Here is a 24,067-nt window from a genome sequence, read left to right as displayed (position 1 = left end):
TTTTTCTCTCCCTAAAATTCCATACCTTCTAAAAATTCTTCTGCTCTCTTTGTTTTCGGATGCTCAAAAAATTCTTTCCCAGGTGTATCTTCTACAATTGTTCCATTTTCTAAGAATAAAACTTGATCAGCAATCTGCTTAGCAAAGTTCATCTCGTGAGTAACGATGATCATGGTCATATGATCTTCATCAGATAACTGCTTGATTAATTCTAGTACTCCTCTAACCATTTCTGGATCAAGTGAAGCAGTAACTTCATCAAATAGCATTAAATCTGGATGAAGAGCTAAGGCACGAACAATTGCAATTCTCTGCTTTTGTCCACCTGATAATTGTCGTGGATATGAATTAGCATACTGCTCTAAATGAACTCTTTTTAATAGAGCTTTTGCTTCTTTTTCAACCTCAGCCTTAGGTCTCTTTTGAACCTTAACTGGACCAAGCAAGATATTTTCTAAGACCGTCATATTTGGAAAAAGATCATAACTCTGAAAAACCATCCCAATTTTTTGGCGAAGTTGCTGCCAATTCTTGGCAGTTGGAATTACTTTCTTTCCTTCAAAAATAATCGTGCCGCTCTTAAATTCTTCTAAACCATTTAAACAGCGAAGTAAGGTACTTTTACCAGATCCAGAAGGTCCAAGTAATGTTAATACTTCTCCCTTATTTAGAGAAAAAGAAATATCATGTAATACTTGCTTATTTCCATAAAATTTGTTTAAATCTTCAACTTCTAATATTTTTTCAGTCATCCCTTACGCCTCGTTTCTCTTACTCAATCGTTTTGCCCAAAGTGATAAAGGATAATCAACGATGAAGTATAAGAAGAAAATCAATCCATATACCCAAAAAACACCGTTAGGATTAGTTTGATTATTTGCTTCAACAATTTGTTGTCCAACATTGATAACATCCATAACACTGATCATCATCAATAAAGAGGTTGTTTTAATTACTCTTGTAGCTAAATTAATTGTTGCAGGTAATTCTAATTGAAAAGCTTGCGGCAATAAGACATAGATAAATAATTGCCATTTATTCAATCCAAGAGCTAAGCCTGATTCTCGTTGAATTTTTGGTACCGAGATCAACGCTCCACGAACAATATCACTAAATTCAGCTGAAACCCATAAAGCAAATGCAATCACTGCCATAACAGATGCCGGCCAATTCAAGTTAAATTGTCTAGGCAAAATATAATAGAACAAGAATAATAAAACTACGGTTGGCACTATTCTAAAGAATTCTAGATAGATTCTAAAAATCACTTTTACTAAGCGACTTTTCGATGTTCTTAAAACACCAAATAATGCCCCTAGTGCCAAGCCAATTATTAAAGAAAGAACTGCAATCCAAACACTTGTCCAGAGACCACCCAGCAAACGGGTAAAGTTTCTTCCTTCGAATAAAACATTAATCCCCGAATGTCCCATAGCGAACTCTCCTTTCAAGCCAAGTTAATAATAAAGATAATGGAATTAAAATTATTGCATATGCAATTACTAAGACAAATAGATATTCATTTGAATGGTAGTATAAGCCAATCAAATCTAATGCTGTATTAGTTAATTCTGGAATAGCAATTACTGAAAAAATTGATGTTTCCTTGATTAAGAAAATAATATTTGCGGCAATCGCTGGAACACTTAAGGCAAAGCCTTGTGGAAAGACCACATAACGAGCTAATTGCCATTTTGACATTCCAATTGCTTCACCAGATTCAATTTGATTTTTGCTAATTCCATCAAATCCACCAGTGAAAGCTTCGGCCATATAAGCTCCACCTAAAAATATCAAACCAATTAAACCACAAGTAATGGCGCTCATCTTTAATCCAATTACCGGAAAAGCATAATATAAGAAGAAAAGCTGAATTAATAACGGTGTATTTCTTGCAAGCTCAACATATGCACTGACGATCTTATCAATTACAGGAACATGAAAATATTGAATCAAGCTACAACAGAGCCCAACCACCATCGCTCCAATAATTCCAACAAAGGACATCCAGACTGTTACCTGAAAGCCTTTGACAAATTGTGGCAAACTTTGCTGAATAATTGCCCAACTCATATTTTCCCTTCTTTCCAAAAATAAGTAACTGGTAGTATTATAGACTTACTTTAAATCAGTTACAATAGGTAAGTGCATTATTTTCTTATATCGTAGTATTCATTTTTGTTATAGTAAAAAAGACATACGCCTTCTGAAGTGCCTCATAATTGTTAGACATAAAATCTAATAATTATGAGGTATTTTTTTATGACCAAATATTCGACTGAATTAAAAATTGAAATTGTTTCCAAATATTTAAATCATGAAGATTCAATAAAAGGTTTAGCTAAACGATATAATATTCATTGGACTCTTATTCGTAGATGGATTGATAAGGCTAAGTGTCAAGGTTTAGCTGCCTTATCTGTTAAACATACTAAAACTACTTATTCTTCTGACTTTAGGCTAAATGTGGTACGCTACTATTTAACACATTCTATTGGAGTTTCAAAGGTAGCGGCTAAGTTTAATATTAGTGATTCTCAAGTATACAATTGGGCTAAAAAGTTCAATGAAGAAGGATATGCTGGGCTGCTGCCTAAACAGAAAGGTCGGCCTAGGAAAGTGCCTAAAAAGAGTAAGAAGACAACTAAAAAGTTAGAACTTAGTGAAAAGCAAAAGTATGAAGAAAAAATTCTTAAGCAGGAAGCTGAATTAGAAAGACTTAGAGTGGAAAATCTTGTCTTAAAAAAAGTGGCTGCCCGATATCCACGTTATCCAACAAACAAAAAACACAATTAATACAGGATATTCGGGCAAAACACCATCAAATTAAACTTAAGGTCTTATTTAAAGTGCTCAAATTAAATAGAAAGACTTACTATGACAATGTAAAAAATAGAATTAATCAAGCTGATAAGTATGCTTTAGTAAAAGAGAAGATTCAAGAAATCTATTATGGCTATGAAGGACAAGAAACATATGGTTATCGTCCTATGTGGGGAGCGTTAAGAGATGAAGGATTTAAACTTTCTCTAGAAACAGTACGTAAGTTAATGAGAAGTTTAGGAATAAAAACAACAATTTATCATAAAAATACTGGTAAATATAGTTCGTATAAGGGTAATGTAGGAAAGAAAGCACCAAATATCCTAAATCAAACTTTTGATGAAACAATCCCCTATAAAGTTCTTCATACCGATGTAACTGAATATAAACTAACTAGCGGCAAGAAAGTTTATATTTCTCCTGTAGTAGATGAGGCTTCTTTGGAGATTCTAGCTTGTGCAGTAAGTTATTCTCCTGAAATGAAAACTATTTATAATATGCTAGATGAACTAGCAGATAATCTTCCACCAGGAGCTGCTCCTATCCTTCATTCAGATCAAGGCTTTCAATATCAGAATCCAGGCTATCAGGCTCGACTAAAGAAAATGAATATAATCCAAAGCATGTCCCGAAAAGGAAATTGTCATGATAATGCACCAGGAGAAACGATATTTAATTTAATGAAGAGAGAAAAACTGAATCGACTTAAGATTGGAAGTTTAGAAGAGATGAAGGAAATTCTGAAAGATTATATTTATTGGTTTAACAATGTTAGAAGATCAAACAAATTAAAATACACGACTCCTGTAAAATACAGAAATCGTGTATTATCAAATCTTTAAAATTTTATAAATGTCTAACTTTTCTATGGCACTTCATTCCCCTATTCATCTTTAGATTCTTCTCTAAAAACGAATTGGATTTACGTATGTCTTTTTAATTGCTGATACTATAAACTACTTTATTTATTCTTAGATGTATTCTGATGTGAATACCATTTGGATATACTTTCTATATCTCCTGCATAGAACATTCTAAAATCTTTTGCAATCTCTGAAACTTTTAATCCTTTTTCTACTTCATAATCTTCGATATAGTTAGGAATAAAAACATGATAAGGAAGAGTTATTTTAAATTCATCTTTTTTCTTACTTTGGCTTATAAAGTTATTAACTTGGTCACTTGTGTCAGTTTCTCTAAAAGCAAAAATTCTAGTTCCAATTGGGATTTTATCCCCACTTTTGCGAAAGATAGGTTCAACTTCGTAATAAACTATTACTTTCTTAGATTTACTATCCGTATCATTAGCTTTTTGGAACCAATTCATGACTGCTTGTTCAAACTGGTGTTGTCCTCGTTCCTTACCATTACCACGATTTTTATCACAAAATTGATAAGCTATGTTTGAACTTACATTTTTACAGAAAAAATTGTCGGTTGGTTCATTTTGTCCGCAAATATATTTTTGAAACTCCCGTGCCACTAAATGACCTTTGTCTAAAAAAGATGATTTAGGATCCCTATTACCTCTATAAAATTTTCCGATTAATTCTTTAGCTGATCGTGTTTCACACTTATTAGATAGGAGTACATCCCATTTTATAGGCTTATCTATATCTGAAAGACTCTTATTATCAGATAAGTATGGAAACATTGGCTTTTTCTCAGAAACTTTACTTTTAATTTCTTGCATAAGATCTGAAGTTTGAGAATTTATAGTATAAAAATATTCATCTTGATATTCTTTTATCTCGCCATACTTCGTGATGCAGTTTAGATCTTCATGTCCAAGAGCTTTCATTAATTCACTGAACTTCATAATTTAATATCCTATTTTCAAATGTTTCTATTTATATCATATATACATATCTACCATGACAAACTTTGATAAAAAAATAAACCGATATAATTATCGGTTTATTGGATTTTAATTGTACCAAAGAGCGTCCATACGAATGTCATTTGGTGAACTTTGTGTTACACGAATTGAAGCTTTTTGATACTTTTGACCATCGCTGTTTGTCATATCGTTCCATCCATATTGGTCTGCCGTTTCTTTAGTATCTTGTAAAAATTCATTTTTACTTGCATTAGTATTTACATAATGATAATTATGCAAAGTCATATATGCTGTGTGAGCATCTCCAACACTCCAAGGAATGTCATCTGATGCTGATCCATTTTTCATAATGTCGTTGGTAATTGGGATATTACCTTTTTGGTAACCTGCTGGAGCCATATATCTATCCCAGAAGACTTGTTCCATTTGACCAGTAGTTAAAGCTTGCTTACTATTGTTAACTGGAGTAGCTGGTTGAACTGGTTTAGCAGGTTGTACAGGTTTACTTGGAGTTGCAGGTTGAGCAGGCTTAGCTGGAGTAACTGGTTTTGAAGGAGTCACTGGCTTAGCTGGTTGAGCTGGCTTGCTTGGAGTTACAGGCTGAACTGGCTTATTAGGAGTAGCCGGTTTAGTTGGCTCTACTGGCTTAGATGGAGTTACAGGCTGTGCTGGTTTTGTTTCAGCAGGCTTAGTTGGAGTAACTGGTTTAGATGGAGTTACTGGCTTAGCTGGAGTAACTGGTTTTACAGGGGTAGTATTATGAGCAGTATTGTTAGTACTGTTGCTACTCTTGTTTCCAGTAACATTGCCTTGATGTAATTCCTTATTAGTATGAGTAGAATTATTTACAGGTCTTGAAGTAGAAGCATGGCGAATAGTATCGGAAGACTTGTTAGCAGTATTGCCTACAACGCTAGCGTGATGAACTTCATTATTTTGTAAGTTTTTAGTATTAGTTTGACTTACTGATACATATTTTGCAGGAACCCATTGACTTTGGTTACCTACACGGTACATTGGTTCATGATTAATGTCAGCTTTTTCCCAAACTTTCCAAGTTGAGTTCTTTGGTAAGTATTGACTAGTGTAGTTACCTTGGCTGTTAACTAAGCGAACATTGCCTGAACCTTGGTAATTAATAGTAGCAACACCAACGTAATTTTCACGATTATAAGCTGCGTTAGTTGCTTTACTTGCTACAGCAACATTTTGACCTAACTTAGCAGCTTTCCAGTCAGTGTACTTAGCTGGAATCCATTGCTTATCAGTACCGATACGATACATTAACTCATCGTTGATATAAGCTTTTTCCCAAACCTTGTACTTCTTGCCATTCTTAACAGTTTGTTTCATTACGTGACCATCGCGATCATATAAGTGAACTTCACCTTGATTTTCATGGTCAACTACTTGTAAAACGCCTCTTACTTGTTTAGCGTGAGTTGCAGATGTAGCAGCTTGTGCTTGAGCACTATTTGCAAATAATCCAGCACCTGAAAGAATAGTAGCTGAAACTAAAGCAGTTTTTAACAATGACTTTTTATTCATAATTTTAAAATCTCCTTATCTAACTTATAATTTTGATTTTCGATTCTTTAAAATGACTAAATAGAATTTATTACCACCTCTTAATTAGAAACATTATTAGAATCTTTAATATTTCCTTCTTGATACTTATTTTTCAAGTATCCGTATTTATCAGCTCTCTTAAAGGCCTTATTAAATACAAAGAAAATAATAATAAAGCCAAAAAATAAAATTAGCATATCTTCTACTACATACTTTACAAATCCCACCATCATATACCGAACATAATCAGTGGAAAACTTATTTCTCTCTCTAAAACTCGCGTCTTTTTTAGGTGAATCATCATAGCTAATCCAATACGTAATGGTATTATTTTCAGGATTATACTGAGCACTAGTTACCGTTTTTTCAGGCGTACGATCATAAGCTTTCTTAGCATCCCTATTACGTTTAACATAAGCTCTCCCAAAACTTTTTAGCCACCACATTGTGAAATGTCCAAAACGTCCATGCCATGCTAATTGAATCCACGGAAAGGTAATAACACCGGAACTTAGGATAAACAACAATAAAATTGTACTTGGGAGACGATATGGATTTAAAATTATAGGAAACAAGATTATTAAGAAGAAAATTGCATATATGGTTCCTAGCGTAAATACGTAAAAATACCACTTTAAACTAAGTAATCTTTCAAAAAAACTCACACTTACCACCTATAAAATTTAATTACTACCAAATTCATGATTAACGAGTCTGATTCCATCTTTACGTGCCCTATCATTAGGCATATCAATTTTTAAAACCATTTTATTTCCACTTTCACGAGAAAGATCAAGCCTCGACTTCACATAATTAAGTTCATCAATCGCTTTATCCATTTTGCTTTCACCAATATCGGATTTAACTGGCCGATAGTCATCTGAATCGTATTCCCACTTTGGATTATCTTCGACATACTTAATAGTTTGACTACTTGCGCCATACTTTTTTAATATGGATGCTCTAATTTTACTTGCAATCCGATCTCGGTCTTTATCCGGAACAAACCAAGAACCCGTATACGAATTCCATCCCACTTGTTGAACACCATCTAATGGATCAACAAGACTAGCCTCTCTAATTCCAAATAAACATATCAGAACCAAGAAGCCTCCTAGAACCGAAACAATGATCTTATGCTTAGACCAAATTTTCTTAGCTTTAATAACAAATTTATTTTCTTTTATTTTATCCATCTATTTTCGACCCTATTCATCGTCACTATTATCATCATTGTTACTATCAATAGAGTCAGAATTCTTAGCTGCTGCTTGAATTACATCATTTGGAACTGCAATTTTTTGTTGATTGATATTAGTGTAAGAAGCTGTTCCTTTATTTGAACCAGCGGTCCAATCATAATGAATCTCAGTTAACTGTTTTTGTTTATTAAAGCTATAAGTTAGAGTAGCTGATGTAAAGTCTTGGTCTCCAAATGGATTCCATTTATTTTCACTTGAAACCCAAACAATATAATGTTCCATTAATTCTTTAGCTTCAGCAGAGTTTCCCTCATATTTTGCTTGATAACCATCACTAGTTTTTGAGACTTTCATTTGATTAATAAGGGGAGATGGAAGGCTAATCATCGGATCAAATCTTCCAATCTTATAAGTTTGCCCAATTTTAGTCCATTTATCACCCGATAAACTGTAGACAAATTGATCAGTTGCCCAAACCTCTGAGTTCATCCCACCGTTGAACTTATAATGTACTACTCGTGGATTTTCTTGAATTATTCCCGTGTCATAACCTTTAACAGTTGCATAATTAAGCCGAATATCAAAATTACCTTCATTAAAGGCCGAAACATTATTCATCAATTCAGTAGCTGTTGGTACTTTTTCTACATCTTTCTTCGAACTACTTGCCTTATTAACCTTCTCACTGCTCTGTTTTTTCACTTCACCTTCTTGCTTTTCCGACTTGCTACTCTTAGATTTACTTTTCTTTTCAATCTTAACTATTGAAGATTTCGACTTGGCATTAGTCTTAGATGTACTTGATTGGTTTTCATTACTTTGACAACCAGCTAATGCTAAGGCACTTACACCTACTAAAGCAGCAATCCCATACTTATAAGACTTACTTTTCACTCTATTTCCTCCTACACTCGAGCTATTAGCATTAAAATAATTGAAGACGCAAAAAAGCCAAGCTAAAGAATGACCCCATTAAAGTCATCTTTAACTTGGCTTTTTATGTACTGTACAAGAAAATAAGGATTTAAAGTAGAAAATCCCTTAGAAACGTTGATAGAATGGCTTTCTACCCCCCCAATCAGAGAAATGAGAGTATTGTTTCTTAATTCTTGCATAGTAACACCTCCAACTTATGAATTTATTGTAGCATATTTTTTGTTATTTTAAAGCATAGGTAGTTCAATTTTATAGCAAAAAAACCTTGCGGTAATATTGCTATTACCACAAGGTTTTTGCTGTTAATTCTTATCCTAATCTAAGAAGTCTTTTAATTGATTTGAACGACTTGGGTGCCGTAACTTACGCAAAGCCTTAGCTTCAATCTGTCTGATACGTTCACGAGTTACTCCAAATACTTTACCAACTTCTTCTAGAGTACGAGTACGTCCATCATCAAGACCAAAACGTAAACGTAAAACATTCTCTTCACGATCAGTTAAAGTATCAAGTACTTCTTCAAGTTGTTCTTTTAACAATTCATATGAAGCATGTTGTTCAGGACTAGTTGCATCTTTATCTTCGATAAAGTCACCTAGATGAGAATCATCTTCTTCACCAATTGGTGTTTCAAGAGAAACTGGTTCTTGTGCAATTTTCAAGATTTCACGAACCTTATCAGTTGGCATATCCATTTCGGCACCAATTTCTTCTGGAGTTGGTTCTCTTCCCAAATCTTGCAAAAGTTGTCTTTGAATTCTGATCAACTTATTAATTGTTTCAACCATGTGAACTGGAATACGAATTGTTCTAGCTTGATCAGCAATTGCACGAGTAATTGCTTGTCTAATCCACCAAGTTGCATAAGTTGAAAACTTAAATCCTAAACGATAGTCGAATTTGTCAACAGCCTTCATCAAGCCCATGTTACCTTCTTGAATTAAGTCTAAGAAGGACATACCACGACCAACATAACGTTTAGCAATAGAAACTACCAAACGTAAGTTAGCTTCAGCTAATTCTTGCTTAGCTTCTTCATCGCCTGATTCAATTCTCTTAGCCAAGGCAATTTCTTGATCGGCATTTAATAATGAAACACGTCCGATTTCCTTCAAATACATCCGGACTGGATCATTCATTCTTACGCTTGAAGGTGCTGACATATCTTTTAATTCAGCCTTCTCAACGTCTTTTTGCTTCTTTAAAGCTAATTTTGAAGGTTCACCATTTTCATCAACAATACTAATTCCATTGTCTTCAAATTCTTGAACTAGTTGATCTACCGCTTTTCCTTGAAGATCATATGGCTTAATTAGTTGAGCAGTAAATTCTTTTTCAGTAATTTGTTTGTCTTTTTTAACTTCCTTAACAACTTCCTTGACCTTTTTATCAAGTGTCATTGTTGTTTCTTTGGTAGTCTTACTCTCTGCCATGTAAAAAAGCCCCCTCTAAAACTTCTTTCTTCTTAACGCAATTACTTTTTGCGCTATTTCAAGCTCTAAACTATTGTCTTGTTTTCTTTGAGCATCCTTCAATTGATTAAGCAAATCATTTAATTGCTGATCAATCTTACTTTTTTCCAATGCCCGCAATTGATCATCTAATTCGCGCTTAGAATAATCTGGAGGCATTGAAATCATCTCCATATTAATAATTATACCTTGAAGTTCTTCAGGAATAAAATCAATGAAGCCAGTAACCTCTGCCCCTTCATGAGTCTGATGGTATTTTAACCAAAATTCTGCTAACTTTGCATAACGTTCATCTGGAAACAAAAATTGCTGACTCAATAAGTAATCCCTTGCTTCATCACTGTGTATGAATAGGTAAAGCAAGCGATCAAGGGCCGGATTCCTTGTCTCAAGGTCAGTACCTGCTTGCTCTTCTTTCGGCTCACTAGGCTGATCTATTGGAAGTGATTTAGGAGCTTGATAAGCTTGCTGATGATTCTTTGCACGCTGTAATTTACGTCTTTCACGCACAAAAGTTACTTTTAATGATTCACGAGTAACTCCAGTTTGACGTGCTAATTTATCAAGATACAAATCTGCCGCAACTGGATCATTCAGGCCAGCAATCATTTGTACACTAGCCGTAATATATCCTAGCTTCTCTCGATCATTATGTAAATTATATTGATTAGCCAATCTTTCAAGTAGAAAATCCATTGAGCTAAGTGCACCAGCAACCTCTGTTTGATATTTCTCTACTCCATATTTCTTTACATACTCATCTGGATCGAGATTTTCGGGTAAAACAATTATTCCTAAATTGAATCCCTGTACTTGCCCAAATAGCTTCGTTGCTCTTTCAGCAGCATGAATGCCAGGCGGATCTCCATCATAGTTAATTAAGATATTGGGAGTGATTCGTCTCAGCATATATACTTGTTCCGTGGTTAAGCTGGTTCCCATCGAAGCAACACCAGACTGAATACCAGCCTTATAAGCAGCAATTACATCCATATATCCTTCGTAAAGAATTAAATGTTTTTCACTTCTTGCCGCTTTTTTTGCTTCAGCAAAGTGAAATAGTAATTTAGATTTATTAAAAATTTTGGTTTCTGGGCTATTCATATATTTAGCAATAGTTTTATCATTACTAATTCGTCGACCAGAAAATCCTACTGTATAACCTGATTCATCCCCTAAAGGAAATATTAATCGATCACGAAAACGATCAAATAGTTGTCCATCTTGTGATTCTACAAATAAACCACTTTCTCGCAGTTCATCATCTGTATAACCTTCTTGACGAAGATAAGTTAATAAAATTGTATCGTTATCAGGCGCATATCCCACCTTAAAATGCTCTAAGAGGTCACTAGTTAATTCACGTTTTTGAGCATATTCAAGTGCTCTTTCACCAACTTTAGTGGTTAGCAAAATATGCTGGTAAAATTCTGTTGCTTGCCGATACATCTTCTTTAACGGGCTAAGTGGCTTTACCGTTTCGCCGTAGCCTTCTGGCATATGAAGATGGGCCAATTCAGCAACTTTTCTTACACTTTCAGGAAAAGTCAGATGATCCTGATACATTAAGAATTTAAATACGTTTCCGCCTTTACCACATCCAAAGCACTTAAAAAACTGCTTTCCTTCATTAACAGTAAAAGAAGGCGTTTTTTCTTGATGGAAGGGGCAAAGTCCTAAATAATCTTTACCTTTTTTTTCTAAAGAGACATATTGACTTATTACATCCACAATATCGACAGAGTTTCTAACTTCATCGATAAATTGTTCAGGAATACGTCCTGCCATCAATGGATCATCCCAATCAACTATTATTTAATTACTAATTTACTTAAGTCACCCATTCGATCAGCTAAGTTATTAACCTTTAATAATTGAGCCAAACGATTATTCTTTACCTTTTCATCCTTATCAAGAATCATATTGCTTTCAAAGTAATTATTAATTACTGGTTGTAATTCTACAAAGCCTTTATAAAGATCGGCAATACTCAAATCAGTATTTTCCTCTAATGCATTTACACCAGCATACAATTCTTCTTCACTAACATCTTGGAAAAGACTTTCATCAATGTCATTAGCATTTCTATATTTTGCTTTCTTCAAAATATTAGTAATTCTAGTCAAGCTTTCAACTACTGGCTTAAAGTCAGCATCATCATGATGCATTTGCAAGGTCTTAGCAGCAGCCAAAATTTGAATTGGATCTTGCTGACTAGATGCAAGAACAGCGTCAATTACATCATAGTCATATTTTTCAACTTGTAATTGTTGCTTTACACGATCACGAATAAAGTCGGCAATTTCATTTTCAGCTTCAGCATCCTTAGGTAACTTAGCTGCGGTCTTACCTGATAGTAATTGAATCAATTCTGGTAAAACATCCTTAATAGGAAGTGACCAACCTTCGTTCAATAAGATTCTTACAATTCCGTATGCGTTTCTTCTTAATGCATATGGGTCATTAGATGAGGATGGGATCATTCCTGCACCAAAGAATGAAATGATTGTATCAAGTTTATCTGCAATTGAAAGTAAGGAACCTACAGTAGTACTTGGTAAGTCGCCTTCAGCACTAGTTGGCATGTAACTTTCTTTAATTGCCACACTAACATTTTCATTTTCACCAATTAAGCGTGCATAGTGCATTCCCATGACACCCTGTAATTCAGCAAATTCACCGACCATTGAAGTAACAAGGTCAAATTTGTAGATATCACTAACTCGGTCAAAGTCTTTCATTTCAGTATCTGAAACATTAAACTTCTTACCAAGGTAATCACCAATAATTTGAACACGTGCCATATGTTCAGCTACCGAACCAATCTTATCATGGAAAGATACGTTCTTAAGCTTATCAACGAAGTGAGCTAATGGGTACTTCTTATCTTCATCATAGAAGAATTGAGCATCATCTAAACGAGCAACAAGAACTTTTTCATTACCAGCGATGACATTATCTAAGTATTCACTATTTCCATTTCTAACTGAAATGAAGTGATTAATTAATTTGCCGTTTTCATCATAGACTTCAAAATATCTTTGATTATCTTTCATTGAAGTAATTAATACTTCATCAGGGATGTTCAAGTATTTTTCATCAAAAGAACCAGCAAATACAGTTGGATACTCCACCAAATTAGTAACTTCTTCAAGTAATCCCTTGTCAATATTAACTTTCCAGTTATGTTGAGCAACGAGTTCTTGAATTTGGTTAAGAATCATACCCTTACGTTCATCGGCATTAGCAATTACGTATTGGCTCTTTAATGCTTCTTCATAATCATCTGCGTTAGCTAATACAACACTGTCACCTAAGAAACGATGACCTTGAGTTTTACGACCAGCTACTACATCTAGTAACTTAACTGGCACTACTTCACTGCCAAGTAAAGAAACCATCCAATGAATTGGACGAACAAATTCGAAGTCGTAGCTACCCCAGCGCATCTTAGTTGGGAAAGTCATTGCTTTAACAATATCACTCATTCCCATTAAGATATCAGAAGCTTTTTTACCTTCTTTTTGAACATGAACATAAGCATATTCAGTGCCCTTAAGCTCTTCAAAGTAAATGTCATCAGTAGTCATCCCTTGACCACGAACAAATCCTTGAGCAGCTTTTGTCCAATTGCCATCTTTATCTTGAGCAATCTTCTTAGCTGGGCCCTTTTTTACTTCATCAATATCTTCTTGTTTTTCAGCTAAATCTTCAACTAAAATCGTTAAACGACGTGGAGTTGAATAAGTCTTAATATCTTTAAAGGACAAACCATTTTCCTTTAAATACTTTTTAGTACGATCAGCTAATTGCTTAACACTTTTAGAAACAACGTGAGCTGGCATTTCTTCAGTGCCAATTTCAAATAAATAATCTTTAGTCATTGTTTTGCCCCGCTTTCTTAGTTTCTTCTTGGTGCTTTAATAATGGGAAGCCACGTTTTTCACGTTCTTCAACAAATCCCTTAGCAGCAAGATGAGCTAAGTTTCTAATTCTTGATAAGTAACCCGCTCTTTCAGTAACTGAGACTGCACCGCGTGCATCAAGCAAGTTAAAGGTATGACTACATTTTAAGATGTAATCGTAAGCTGGATGAATTAGATTTTGACTCAACAAGCGCTTAGCAGTAGCTTCGTAAATATCAAAGAATTTAAGTAATTGTTCTTGATCACTTTCTTCAAAAGCATACTTAGAATGTTCATATTCTGGTTGCTTGAAGATATCACGATACTTAACTCCATCGCCCCATTCCAGATCAAAGACTGAGTTTACATCTTGAATGTAAGAAGCAAGACGTTCTACACCATAAGTAATTTCACTCATAGTTGGTTTAACATCAAGTTCCCCAACTACTTGGAAGTAAGTAAATTGAGAAACTTCCATTCCATCAAGCCATACTTCCCAACCAACACCGGCACAACCCATAGATGGGTTTGCCCAGTTATCTTCAACAAATCGAATATCGTGTTCAAGAGGTTCAATACCTAATACTCTTAAACTATCTAAATAGTATTGTTGAATGTCCTTTGGTGCAGGCTTAATAACTACTTGGAATTGGTGGTGTTGGTATAAACGATTAGGGTTATCACCATATCGACCATCGGCAGGTCTTCTTGAAGGTTCAACATAACAAGCTGCCCAAGGTTCTGGTCCAACAGCACGTAAAAATGTATATGGACTCATTGTCCCGGCACCTTTTTGTTCATCATATGAAGGCATAATCATACAACCTTTAGAGGCCCAGAACTGCTCCAATTTAAAAATCATATCCTGGATATTCAGTTTTTCTGACATCTATATCTCTCCTCACAACATAGGCATAAAAAAAGCCTATGCAAAAATTGCATAGGGACGATTTACTTCGCGGTTCCACCCTAATTCAGGAAAATATTCTTCCTGCCCTTAATTAACAACTTTGACTAAAAGGTGCCTTTTCCCAAATGCACTTCCACCATTCTGCACTCGCTGTATTGGTACTTTTCTATTCCTTTATAGTTGTCAAAATACGTATCTATTTTATCATCTTTTACAAAAAAAGACTAGTAAGAAAACCTCACTAGTCTTTAAACGAATATAAAAAGTCAACAGCTAAAAAAGCGCCAATTCATCAAGAAATTTTTTAGTTTTTAAATTAAGATCCAGATAGTTAACGTACATCCGATCGATCACCTTGCCAGAGTCCTTTTTTAATTGCGGATTAATTTTTATTTTCCCTAAACGATCAATATCAACTAAAGCTAGAGTACGAATCAAGGCTACTACTTTAGGATCTAAATGCATCCTTTGACTGACACTATTAAAGTGATCACTACAAATAATTTCACCTAATTCCAATGAGTAGTCAAACTTACCTTGTACTTTACCACAAATTAAACAACGATCTAATTGTGGCGCTACTCCATATGCATTAAGCAACTTCAATTGTACCATTTGGGTAATAATTGCTGCATCTTCTCCTGAATTTATCTTCAGCAACGCTTTTATAATCAAATCATAAAAACTTCCAATATCTTTATATTCAACAAAAGCATGGTCAAGCAAGTCTAAAACATAACTCGAATACGCATTCTTCGTTAAATCTAAATATAACTGGTCCAGCTGCTTTACATCCTTGAAAGTCCGCAGCGTACTGATTCCTTTCCAATTTGTATTTACAATATACTTTCCATAAGAGAAGTTAAGGGTTGCAGCTCCTAATCTGGACTTTGGTCTCAGTGCTCCTCTTACATCTATTGTAAAAATACCATGATCTTTAGTCATGATCTTGGTTAGAACATCAGCTTCTTTATATTTTTTTCTTTTAAAAATTAATCCTTGAACTTCACAAAGTTCACGTGCCATCTATCTTAATTCCTTAGCGTTGTAGCCAATAGATTTAAGAAAGGCAGGATCAGAACGCCAATTCTTTTGAACCTTAACCCATAGGCGTAAATTAACCTTTTCACCTAATAAAGCTTCAATTTCCTGACGTGCAGCAATTCCAATCTGCTTCAACATTTGACCTTTCCTGCCGATAATAATGCCCTTTTGACCGGGACGCTCAACATAAATTGTAGCTTCAACTTGAAGCTTGCCACCTTCATGATCCCGCATTCGGTCAACTACCACGGCCGTAGCATGCGGAACTTCTTCATGAGTGAGCTTCAAAACCTGCTCGCGAATTAATTCAGCTACAATAAAATATTCTGGACGGTCAGTCAATTGATCTGCATCATAAAATTGCGGACCCTCTGGCAAATATTTAGCAATTGTTTTAATCAACTCAGAAACATTGTTTCCTTGTGAAGCAGAAATTGGAACAATTTCAGCAAAATCGCCTAGATTCTTATATGAATCTATAATAGATAATAACTCATCTGGGTGGACTTTATCAATCTTATTTATCACTAAAAATACAGGCTTTTTAATTTTCTTAAGAAGTTCAGCAATATATTGGTCACCCTTACCCGCTGGTTCAGGTTCAACCATAAATAAAACTACATCCACTTCATCTAAAGCAGAGTAACTTGACTTATCCATAAAGTCATCTAATTTATTTTTTGGCTTATGAATCCCAGGAGTATCAATAAAAACTATTTGCTCCTGATCATCAGTATAAATACCTGAAATTTTATTTCTAGTGGTTTGTGGTTGTGGTGACATAATTGCCACTTTTTGCCCCACTAAATAATTCAAGAGAGTTGATTTACCAACATTAGGTCTACCAATTAAAGCTACAAAACCTGATTTAAAGTCTTTTTTTTCATCCATCATTGTTACATCCTTTTTAATTAAGTTTTAGTGAATTTGCTTTCCGTGATTTTCTTGATCAGGATGAAGCGGAAGTCCATATTCACGTAAAACTTTACCTTGGATACCAAACATTACCTTGGCTTCATCATCTTCGATATGATCATAACCATTTAAGTGAAGGTATCCATGAACTAGTGTATATCCAAACTCCCGATTAAATCCAGTTTCATACTCTACACTATGTCTTTTGATGACTTCAGGGCAAAGAAATAAATCTCCAATATCTTCTACAAAATCAGGATCGTCACTAAAAGCGCTCATAAAGTCTTCATCTAATCCATCTTCAATTGCAAAAGAAATTACATCAGTTGGACGATCTTTCCCGCGGTATTTTTTATTGATTTCATGGATTTTTTCGGAAGAAACAAAGTTAATACTCATTTCTTGAGCATTCTCTTTATGAATTTCTTTTTTTGCTGATAATAATAAGTTGCTAATCCATGGAATCCAATCTTTATCGCTATCTTTTAAGAAATTAACTTCATCATTAAAAGAAATATCTAAATTATTCAACTCTTAGTGTCCCTCTTCTTCATATGCTCTAACAATTTTGGCCACAACGGGATGACGAACAACATCATTAAAAGTAAAGTTAATGAATTTTACTTGCTCAATATTTTGTAAAATATGTTCAGCTTGTAATAATCCACTCTTTGCTTTCCCTGGTAAGTCAATTTGAGTCTGGTCCCCATTGACAACCATTTTAGAATTAAATCCTAATCTTGTTAAAAACATCTTCATTTGTGCCTGTGTTGTATTTTGTGCTTCATCTAGAATTACAAAAGCATCATCCAAAGTTCTACCACGCATATATGCTAGTGGAGCCACTTCAATAACTCCACGTTCCATTAAACGATTGGTTGGTTCTACACCTAAAATGGCATATAAAGAATCATAGATTGGTCTCAAATATGGATCAACCTTTTCTTTCAAATCTCCTGGAAGAAATCCTAATGATTCGCCTGCTTCTACTGCTGGTCTAGTCAAAATAATCCGGGACACTTCTCCTTTTTTAAAGGCTGCAATCGCCATAACTACGGCTAGAAAAGTCTTTCCTGTACCAGCTGGTCCAATTCCAAAAACGACATCATATTTTTGAATAGCCTCAATATAGCGTTTTTGTCCCATATTCTTAACGCGAACTGGGCGACCTTTAGCATCCCTAATTAGAATTTTATTATATAATTCTCCAAAAAATTCTAAAGTTCCCTTATCTGCCATCTTAATTGCGCTAACAACATCAGTTGCAGTAATAGTAACTCCACGGGTAACAACCTTATCCAAAGCAGTAAAAATTTGCATAATTTTCTTAACAATGCTTTCTTCTCCGGTTACTTCGATTTCACTACCAGTATCAGTTACCTGCACATCATAAGATTCTTCAATTAAACGCAAATTTGCATCGTTAATTCCAACTAAATTCATGATTGTTTCTGGTTTAGTTGGTGTAAATGTTGCTTCTATAGTTTGTCCCACTTAAAATCCTCCGTTTAATAAAAGCTATTAGTTAAGCTTTTTACCAACAATTGAAGAAGCTGCTTTACCATCAGCCTTACCCTTAATTTTTGGCATTAAAGCTTGCATAACTTTACCAAAGTCTTTTTTAGAACTTGCTCCAACTTCTTTAATTGTTTCTTCAACAGTTTCTTCAAGTTCTTCCTTAGACATTTGCTTTGGCATGTATTTTTCAATTAATTTCATTTCATTCTTTGTTTGATTAATTAAATCATCTCTGCCAGCCTTAGTAAATTCTTCTAAAGATTCTTTGCGTTGTTTAAGAGCGCTGGACAAAACTGTTAATTCATCATCACTAGTTAGATCATGTCCCACTTTAATTTTATAATTCATTACTGCAGCCTTAAGCGAGCGAATTGTAGTTAAAGCTTCCTTATCTTTGGCTTTCATAGCTGTTTTCATATCTTGCATTAAAGTATCATTTAGTGACATTGTATTTAATTCTCCTCTTTAATCAAAACTTACACAGTCTATTTTAAACTTTTTATATAAAAAAAGCTCTTGATAGAAGAATTTTCTACCAGGAGCTTTTTCTATATTAATAATGTCTACGCTTACGAGCAGCTTCGGATTTTAACTTTCTCTTAACGCTTGGTTTTTCGTAGAATTCACGCTTGCGGTATTCTTGCAAGGTACCACTTCTAGAAACGGAACGTTTGAAACGACGAAGAGCATCATCAATAGACTCGTTTTCGTGAACGATTGTCTTAGCCATGTGAGATCCCTCCTTCCATTTCTTGGCACACAAATATGTGCCACAACAATATAGTTAAATTATAGCTAAACGAGAAAAAACGGTCAATAGTCGATTAACATTTTTCTTACTTATTTTGGTATAATTTAGATAATTAATGAGGTGAAATATATGACTGAAGAAAAAAAAGAAAATCAAAAAATTGTTAATCTAATTATTATTTCTGACTCTGTTGGGGATACAGCTTTCAACATGGTACAAGCTGGGGCGGTCCAATATCCAAATGTTAAGTTTAACTACCGCCGCTATCCTTTTATTACAAATCGAGAAAAGCTAGAAAAAGTTTTTAGTGAAATCACAGAATTTGAAAACGTATTAATTGCCTTTACCTTGATTCACGAAGATGAACAATTGGCTGTAATTAAATTTGCGCGTGAACATAATATGAAATACGTCGACTTACTATCTGGCGTAATTGATAATATTCATGCTTTAACTGGCGAAGAACCTAAACATGAAATTGGTGCTGTTCACCACATGGGGCAAAATTACTTTGATAGAATTTCTGCAATGGAATTTGCTGTTATGTATGATGACGGAAAAGATCCAAAAGGTTTCTTAGAAGCTGACGTTGTTTTACTTGGTGTTTCTCGAACTTCTAAGACTCCACTTTCTTTATTCTTAGCTAACAAGAATCTTAAGGTCGCTAATTTACCACTTGTACCTCAAACCCATATTCCAGATGAAATCTATAAGATTAATCCTAAGAAAATCATTGGTTTAACAAATGATCCGTCCGTTTTGAACGAGATCAGACGACAAAGAATGATAGCCTATGGTTTGAACCCAGATACTACTTACTCTAATATGGATTCTATCAATGCAGAACTTGAAGCAGCCGATAAACTTTATAAAAAACTTGGTTGCTATGTAATTAACGTTGCTCATCGTTCAATTGAAGAAACAGCAGCACTAATTTTAGAACACCTCGGCATTGATGACTACGCTAAGTAACAAATAAAATTAAACGATTTAAAAAGATCTTTCATTAAATTTTGAAAGACCTTTTTTATGTCTCTATTTATTTTTCGTCATATCCAAAATATTTTTTAGCCTGATCACTCATTTTCTCAGGACTCCAAACTGGGTACCAAACGAACTCAACATCAACATTTTGAACTTCAGGAACTTTCATAACCGCAGCATTAACTAATTCAATTAATACTTCTGTTAAAGGACAAGCTGGAGTAGTTAAAGTCATATTAATCAGACAAATTCCATCTTCATCTAGATCAATCTCGTAGACTAGTCCTAGGTTAACAATATCCACTCCTAATTCTGGGTCTATGACAGTTGCTAGTTGATTGATAATATTTTGCTTAATTTCTTCACTAGTCCGCATTTTAAACATCTTTTCCAAAAATTCTAGCCTTAATAGCTTGTCCTGTTGGAGTGCCTGCTAATCCTCCAATACCAGTTTCTCTTAATGATACTGGCATTTGATGACCAACTTTTTTCATAGCATCAATACATTCATCAGCCGGGATAACACTGGTACATCCAGCTAGTGCCATATCAGCTGCAATTAGTGCGTTGCCCGCCCCAATGGCATTTCTTTTTACACAGGGTACTTCTACTAGTCCTGCAATTGGATCACATACTAGTCCCAATAAATTAGACATCGCAATCGCTAAAGCTTGGGAGCTTTGCGCGGGTGTACCACCAGCTATTTCTACAGCCGCTGCTGCGCCCATTGCGGACGCTGAACCGACTTCTGCTTGGCATCCGCCGGTTGCCCCAGCAATTTCCGCATTATTTCCAATAACTAATCCCATTCCTCCTGCAGTAAAGAGAAAACGAATCATTTGCTCTTCATTTAAGTCTAGCTTTTTTTCAAGCATAAATAAAATACCTGGAAGAGTTCCAGAAGAGCCAGCGGTTGGAGTTGCACAAATAACGCCCATCGCAGCATTTACTTCATTTGTTGCTACAGCATTTTGCACAGCTTCCATCATAAAATCACCAGAAAGAGTATGGCCTTTTTCACGATAATTTTTTATTTTAATCGCTTCACCGCCTGTTAAGCCAGTATGAGAAAATACTCCTTTACCAGTACTTCCCTTACTAACCTCAGCACGCATGGTTTCAAGATTATATTTCATTTTATTCCATACTTTTTCTCTAGATAGACCTGATGATTTGCATTCTTGCTCAATTATTAATTCTGAAATAGGTTTTTCTGTTTTTTCAGCGTCTGCAACAATTTCTTTAACATGATTATACATTAGTTTCTCATTTCATAAACAAACAATGTTTTTATATTTTTTCTTGAGTTCTCCAATTAAAGAAGGCTTAAAATAGTTTTGAATATCATATTCATAGATATAGTATTCAGAGCTTTTATAAATTCTGCTTTCATTAAAAGGTGCCTTTTGTTGTAAAAAGGAAGTTAAGGATCTTTGATTTTTTATTTTTCTTTCTGGGTCGATCAATAGAACAATTGGTAACGTACCGCCTGGCTCAACCACAATATCATGGATTACTAAGCGTCGAATTTCTATTGCCCCACCACCAATGGAACAGCCTGCCAACTGAACTTTTTTATGACTATCAGTCATATCTAAAATCGCTGTATTCGGGTGATGAATAGGGCTTTCTCCCTTTTCTTCTACAAATCTAATATCAATACCGCGCTTACGTGCAATTTCTGGAGCTTTTGGTACTCGTAAATCAGAAGTAGTAAAGCCTAAAACGCCGGCTGCAATGGCATAATCCGTACCATGTCCACGATGAGTTTGAGCAAAAGAGCCATAATAATGGACAGTAACCTTTTTAGGAATTCCCCCAAAAAGCTTATTTCCTTCTCTACCAATTGCTACTGCACCAGCTGTATGTGAACTAGAGGGCCCAATCATAACTGGACCAATGATATCAAAAACACTTTTAAAACGATTTTCCATGTTAGATTTCCCTACATAAAAATATTTTTAAAGAAAAACGACCATTTCCTTTGTTATATAAAGTGAAATAATCGTTTTCTAGTAACATCTAAACTGGTGTCTGTTCTTTGAATCTTCCATATACCTTCGAAACTTCGCTTAAACTCATAAAGGCATACGGATCATTATTTAAGACAATATTATAAATGTCATACATATCATATTTATCAATTACCATTAATAAGACTGTCTTTTCAGTATGACTATACGCACCCTCTGCATCATGTAAAATCGTAATCCCACGATGCATCTTAGCCTGAATTCCATCAATAATATGTTTAGGATGTTCCGTTACGATTAAGACCTGCATCTTTTGATGTTGATTATAAACGGCATCTATTACCTTACCATTAACAAAGATGTTCAAAGCCGTATATAGGGCTCGAGTCCATCCAAATACAAAACCGGCACAGATTACGATAATTAGGTTAAAAAAGATATTTATTTGACCAAAACTTTTACCAGTTTTCTTCCGTAAGATAATCCCTAAGACATCTAATCCACCAGTAGAAATACCTGATTTTAAAGCTATTCCAGTACCAACCCCGTTAATTACACCACCAAAAATCGCACAAATAATTGGATCATAGCTCATCTTAATTGGAGCAATAATTTTCATCATGATAGATGCCAATAAAACTGCAATTAAAGTAAAAATCGTAAAACGGTGGCCAATTTTAAACCATCCTAAAATAAATAATGGGATATTTAGTACAAAATACATTACTGATGTAGCTAATGTAAATGGCAAATATCGTTCTGATACCGACTGCAAAATTTGGGCAAAACCGGTAATTCCAGAAGCATAAATTTTACCAGGTTGCCAGAAGAAGTTTAAGGCGATAGCAACGGCTAAAGCATAAAACAAAGCTGCTGATAACTTTGAAATTAAAATATGGCGTCGCGAAAGCCTTTCTAATGTACTCATAATTTTCCTCTTTTACTATGTTTATAACGTATCTAGTGTAAAGATATTTATAGTTAAAAACAAGTCTATTTTTTCCAATGTTCTTTGATAAATTGTTCTCTTCCTCCGGCTTCTTCTAGAGCATAGCGAGCTGGATCTTTTTTATAGAAATCTTGATGGTAATCTTCAGCCAAATAGAAAGGCGTTGCTGGTTCAATACGGGTTACAATTGGATCTGAAAACTTATTTGAATCTGCTAAAGATTTACGTGATTGTTCAGCAATTTCTTTTTGTTCAGGTGAATTATAGTAAATAACTGGTTGATATTGACTACCGCGATCTTGAAACTGTCCCATAGCATCAGTTGGATCAGTAACTTGCCAATAAATATTAACTAAATCCTCATAAGATAGTTTATTTGCATCATAAGTAATGCGAACCGCCTCAGTATGCCCAGTTAATCCCGTACAAACTTGTTCGTAAGTAGGGTTAGGCACGACCCCACCCGTATAACCTGATTCGACTTTTATGACACCAGGATATGTATCGAAAGGAGCAACCATGCACCAGAAACATCCGCCAGCAAAGATAGCTGTGTCATAGTGCGAATTTTCATTGTTATCAAGGGATTTAACGTCTTTCATTTTATTAGCACTTCTTTCTAAATTCGAATAATTATGGATTATTTTCACTATATTTCCACTATTTTTATTTTCTTTAATTGTTTACCTTATAATGACTTATAGTAAATCACACAACTTATTTTAGTTTTTTCATCATTTCTTTCTATTAATACAGTAACAAATATCTACACAATTTTTATTCTGCAATTCTAGACATAATAAAACCCGCACGATAGGATATATCCATTAAAGTGAGGGAATTACCTACTAGTTTAATTAGAATAATTATTAATATCCAATTTTGTTTTTCTTTCGGCTATATAAGTCTCTATATTTTTTAAATCCTCTTCAGTTGCCAAATTTAAAATAAAACTTTTAGTAGCAGAGCGCTTATTGATATATTGTACTCGTTCTTTATTATTTTGATTCCATTTTTTATTTGCTTTTTTTCTAGCTTCTGTTAGTTTAACCATTAATATCAGCTTTCTAATTAAATATAAAACAAATCTAAGTGATATTCTATATTGCTATGATAACAGATTTCTAGTTTCTTTCTTAGTTATAATATTTAGTTTTATAGCTTATCAAGTCTGTTAAGTGCATCGATTATAGCCTGCGTTTATATTAAATCAATTTTCAAATATTATTTCTTTTAACTCTTAGTTCAATTATCGGCATAATACTTTACATAATTA

General features: G+C 34.3%; 27 protein-coding genes. 2 read left to right on the top strand and 25 right to left on the bottom strand.

All coding sequences use genetic code 11. The features are described 5' to 3' along the window. Positions 1–11 precede the first annotated feature (11 nt). Genes H0I41_RS04150 through H0I41_RS04140 form a run of 3 tightly spaced genes read right to left on the bottom strand, consistent with a single transcriptional unit; the run spans position 12 to position 2,073 of the window. Positions 12–752 carry an amino acid ABC transporter ATP-binding protein gene (locus H0I41_RS04150; RefSeq protein WP_135014662.1) on the bottom strand — a complete coding sequence of 247 codons (741 nt, stop codon included), beginning with the start codon at positions 750–752 and terminating at the stop codon, positions 12–14. Positions 753–755: 3 nt separating this feature from the next. After that, positions 756–1,433: an amino acid ABC transporter permease gene (locus H0I41_RS04145; protein ID WP_004897208.1), complete on the bottom strand. Its 678-nt coding sequence runs from the start codon at positions 1,431–1,433 to the stop codon at positions 756–758. Further along, a complete protein-coding gene (locus H0I41_RS04140; RefSeq protein WP_011162132.1) occupies positions 1,414–2,073 on the bottom strand; it encodes an amino acid ABC transporter permease in 660 nt (219 codons plus the stop codon). The genes H0I41_RS04145 and H0I41_RS04140 overlap by 20 nt, the downstream gene beginning before the upstream one ends. Before the next feature lie 189 nt (positions 2,074–2,262). Here H0I41_RS04140 and H0I41_RS04135 point away from each other — a divergent pair. Then, positions 2,263–3,665 (top strand): IS3-like element IS1223 family transposase gene (locus H0I41_RS04135; protein ID WP_135014791.1). Its coding sequence is split into 2 segments (ribosomal slippage): positions 2,263–2,737 and positions 2,737–3,665, totalling 1,404 coding nucleotides; the frame shifts between segments, so codons are not numbered across the junction. A gap of 119 nt (positions 3,666–3,784) precedes the next feature. On the opposite strand, the gene H0I41_RS04130 is transcribed toward H0I41_RS04135, so the two are convergent. The 16 genes from H0I41_RS04130 to rpsU form a co-directional block, all read right to left on the bottom strand. Further along, positions 3,785–4,642 (bottom strand): DNA/RNA non-specific endonuclease, encoded by an 858-nt coding sequence (locus H0I41_RS04130; RefSeq protein ID WP_182094595.1) that lies wholly within the window; start codon positions 4,640–4,642, stop codon positions 3,785–3,787. A gap of 108 nt (positions 4,643–4,750) precedes the next feature. Next, positions 4,751–6,211: a hypothetical protein gene (locus H0I41_RS04125; RefSeq protein ID WP_135014546.1), complete on the bottom strand. Its 1,461-nt coding sequence runs from the start codon at positions 6,209–6,211 to the stop codon at positions 4,751–4,753. A gap of 80 nt (positions 6,212–6,291) precedes the next feature. Next, positions 6,292–6,897, bottom strand: coding sequence for a hypothetical protein (locus H0I41_RS04120; RefSeq protein WP_011162135.1), 606 nt, complete (start codon positions 6,895–6,897; stop codon positions 6,292–6,294). Between the two features lie 18 nt (positions 6,898–6,915). Next, complete coding sequence (locus H0I41_RS04115) at positions 6,916–7,428, bottom strand: hypothetical protein (protein WP_011162136.1); 513 nt, start codon at positions 7,426–7,428, stop codon at positions 6,916–6,918. A 12-nt stretch (positions 7,429–7,440) separates the two neighbouring features. Continuing rightward, complete coding sequence (locus H0I41_RS04110) at positions 7,441–8,328, bottom strand: hypothetical protein (protein WP_135014547.1); 888 nt, start codon at positions 8,326–8,328, stop codon at positions 7,441–7,443. A 62-nt stretch (positions 8,329–8,390) separates the two neighbouring features. Next, on the bottom strand, positions 8,391–8,549 hold the full coding sequence (locus H0I41_RS04105) for a hypothetical protein (RefSeq protein WP_182094593.1): 159 nt from the start codon (positions 8,547–8,549) through the stop codon (positions 8,391–8,393). 135 nt (positions 8,550–8,684) lie between these two features. Then, positions 8,685–9,803, bottom strand: a complete 1,119-nt coding sequence (gene rpoD, locus H0I41_RS04100) for an RNA polymerase sigma factor RpoD (RefSeq protein ID WP_004897200.1) — start codon at positions 9,801–9,803, stop codon at positions 8,685–8,687. A gap of 15 nt (positions 9,804–9,818) precedes the next feature. Further along, complete coding sequence (dnaG, locus tag H0I41_RS04095) at positions 9,819–11,630, bottom strand: DNA primase (RefSeq protein WP_011162138.1); 1,812 nt, start codon at positions 11,628–11,630, stop codon at positions 9,819–9,821. A 23-nt stretch (positions 11,631–11,653) separates the two neighbouring features. Beyond that, entirely contained in the window at positions 11,654–13,726 is a 2,073-nt protein-coding gene (gene glyS, locus H0I41_RS04090; protein ID WP_004897198.1) for a glycine--tRNA ligase subunit beta, read from the bottom strand. Further along, entirely contained in the window at positions 13,719–14,636 is a 918-nt protein-coding gene (gene glyQ / locus H0I41_RS04085) for a glycine--tRNA ligase subunit alpha (protein WP_004895097.1), read from the bottom strand. Before glyQ ends, glyS begins: the two co-directional genes overlap by 8 nt. A 294-nt stretch (positions 14,637–14,930) precedes the next feature. Further along, on the bottom strand, positions 14,931–15,683 hold the full coding sequence (gene recO / locus H0I41_RS04080) for a DNA repair protein RecO (RefSeq protein WP_135014548.1): 753 nt from the start codon (positions 15,681–15,683) through the stop codon (positions 14,931–14,933). After that, a complete protein-coding gene (era, locus tag H0I41_RS04075) occupies positions 15,684–16,595 on the bottom strand; it encodes a GTPase Era (RefSeq protein WP_135014549.1) in 912 nt (303 codons plus the stop codon). A 24-nt stretch (positions 16,596–16,619) separates the two neighbouring features. Continuing rightward, on the bottom strand, positions 16,620–17,147 hold the full coding sequence (gene ybeY, locus H0I41_RS04070; RefSeq protein ID WP_135014550.1) for an rRNA maturation RNase YbeY: 528 nt from the start codon (positions 17,145–17,147) through the stop codon (positions 16,620–16,622). 3 nt (positions 17,148–17,150) lie between these two features. After that, the gene (locus H0I41_RS04065) at positions 17,151–18,059 is read right to left on the bottom strand and encodes a PhoH family protein (protein ID WP_044496752.1); all 909 of its coding nucleotides are present in this window, start codon (positions 18,057–18,059) and stop codon (positions 17,151–17,153) included. 78 nt (positions 18,060–18,137) lie between these two features. After that, positions 18,138–18,581 carry a GatB/YqeY domain-containing protein gene (locus H0I41_RS04060; protein WP_004895110.1) on the bottom strand — a complete coding sequence of 148 codons (444 nt, stop codon included), beginning with the start codon at positions 18,579–18,581 and terminating at the stop codon, positions 18,138–18,140. A 106-nt stretch (positions 18,582–18,687) separates the two neighbouring features. Continuing rightward, positions 18,688–18,864: a 30S ribosomal protein S21 gene (rpsU, locus tag H0I41_RS04055; RefSeq protein ID WP_003647180.1), complete on the bottom strand. Its 177-nt coding sequence runs from the start codon at positions 18,862–18,864 to the stop codon at positions 18,688–18,690. Between the two features lie 150 nt (positions 18,865–19,014). Here rpsU and H0I41_RS04050 point away from each other — a divergent pair, with 150 nt between their 5' ends. Beyond that, a complete protein-coding gene (locus tag H0I41_RS04050) occupies positions 19,015–19,857 on the top strand; it encodes a pyruvate, water dikinase regulatory protein (protein ID WP_011162143.1) in 843 nt (280 codons plus the stop codon). A 67-nt stretch (positions 19,858–19,924) separates the two neighbouring features. Here the strand turns inward: H0I41_RS04050 and H0I41_RS04045 are convergent, their stop codons facing one another. The 6 genes from H0I41_RS04045 to H0I41_RS04020 all read right to left on the bottom strand — a co-directional run bounded on the left by H0I41_RS04045 (position 19,925) and on the right by H0I41_RS04020 (position 23,845). Further along, positions 19,925–20,245, bottom strand: a complete 321-nt coding sequence (locus H0I41_RS04045) for a metal-sulfur cluster assembly factor (protein WP_053107677.1) — start codon at positions 20,243–20,245, stop codon at positions 19,925–19,927. A 1-nt stretch (position 20,246) separates the two neighbouring features. After that, the gene (gene sdaAA, locus H0I41_RS04040; RefSeq protein WP_135014551.1) at positions 20,247–21,128 is read right to left on the bottom strand and encodes an L-serine ammonia-lyase, iron-sulfur-dependent, subunit alpha; all 882 of its coding nucleotides are present in this window, start codon (positions 21,126–21,128) and stop codon (positions 20,247–20,249) included. A 12-nt stretch (positions 21,129–21,140) separates the two neighbouring features. After that, complete coding sequence (locus H0I41_RS04035; RefSeq protein ID WP_135014552.1) at positions 21,141–21,803, bottom strand: serine dehydratase beta chain; 663 nt, start codon at positions 21,801–21,803, stop codon at positions 21,141–21,143. Between the two features lie 88 nt (positions 21,804–21,891). After that, positions 21,892–22,770, bottom strand: coding sequence for a YitT family protein (locus H0I41_RS04030; RefSeq protein WP_011162146.1), 879 nt, complete (start codon positions 22,768–22,770; stop codon positions 21,892–21,894). Between the two features lie 65 nt (positions 22,771–22,835). Beyond that, positions 22,836–23,393, bottom strand: coding sequence for a peptide-methionine (S)-S-oxide reductase MsrA (gene msrA, locus H0I41_RS04025; protein WP_135014553.1), 558 nt, complete (start codon positions 23,391–23,393; stop codon positions 22,836–22,838). 251 nt (positions 23,394–23,644) lie between these two features. Then, the gene (locus H0I41_RS04020) at positions 23,645–23,845 is read right to left on the bottom strand and encodes a hypothetical protein (protein WP_135014554.1); all 201 of its coding nucleotides are present in this window, start codon (positions 23,843–23,845) and stop codon (positions 23,645–23,647) included. Between the last annotated feature and the right edge of the window lie 222 nt (positions 23,846–24,067).

The sequence above is a fragment of the Lactobacillus johnsonii genome (genome assembly GCF_014058685.1).
Lineage (GTDB): Bacteria > Bacillota > Bacilli > Lactobacillales > Lactobacillaceae > Lactobacillus.
The sequence above is the reverse complement of the archived record's forward strand: the minus strand, read 5'-3'. Positions and strand labels throughout refer to the sequence as shown.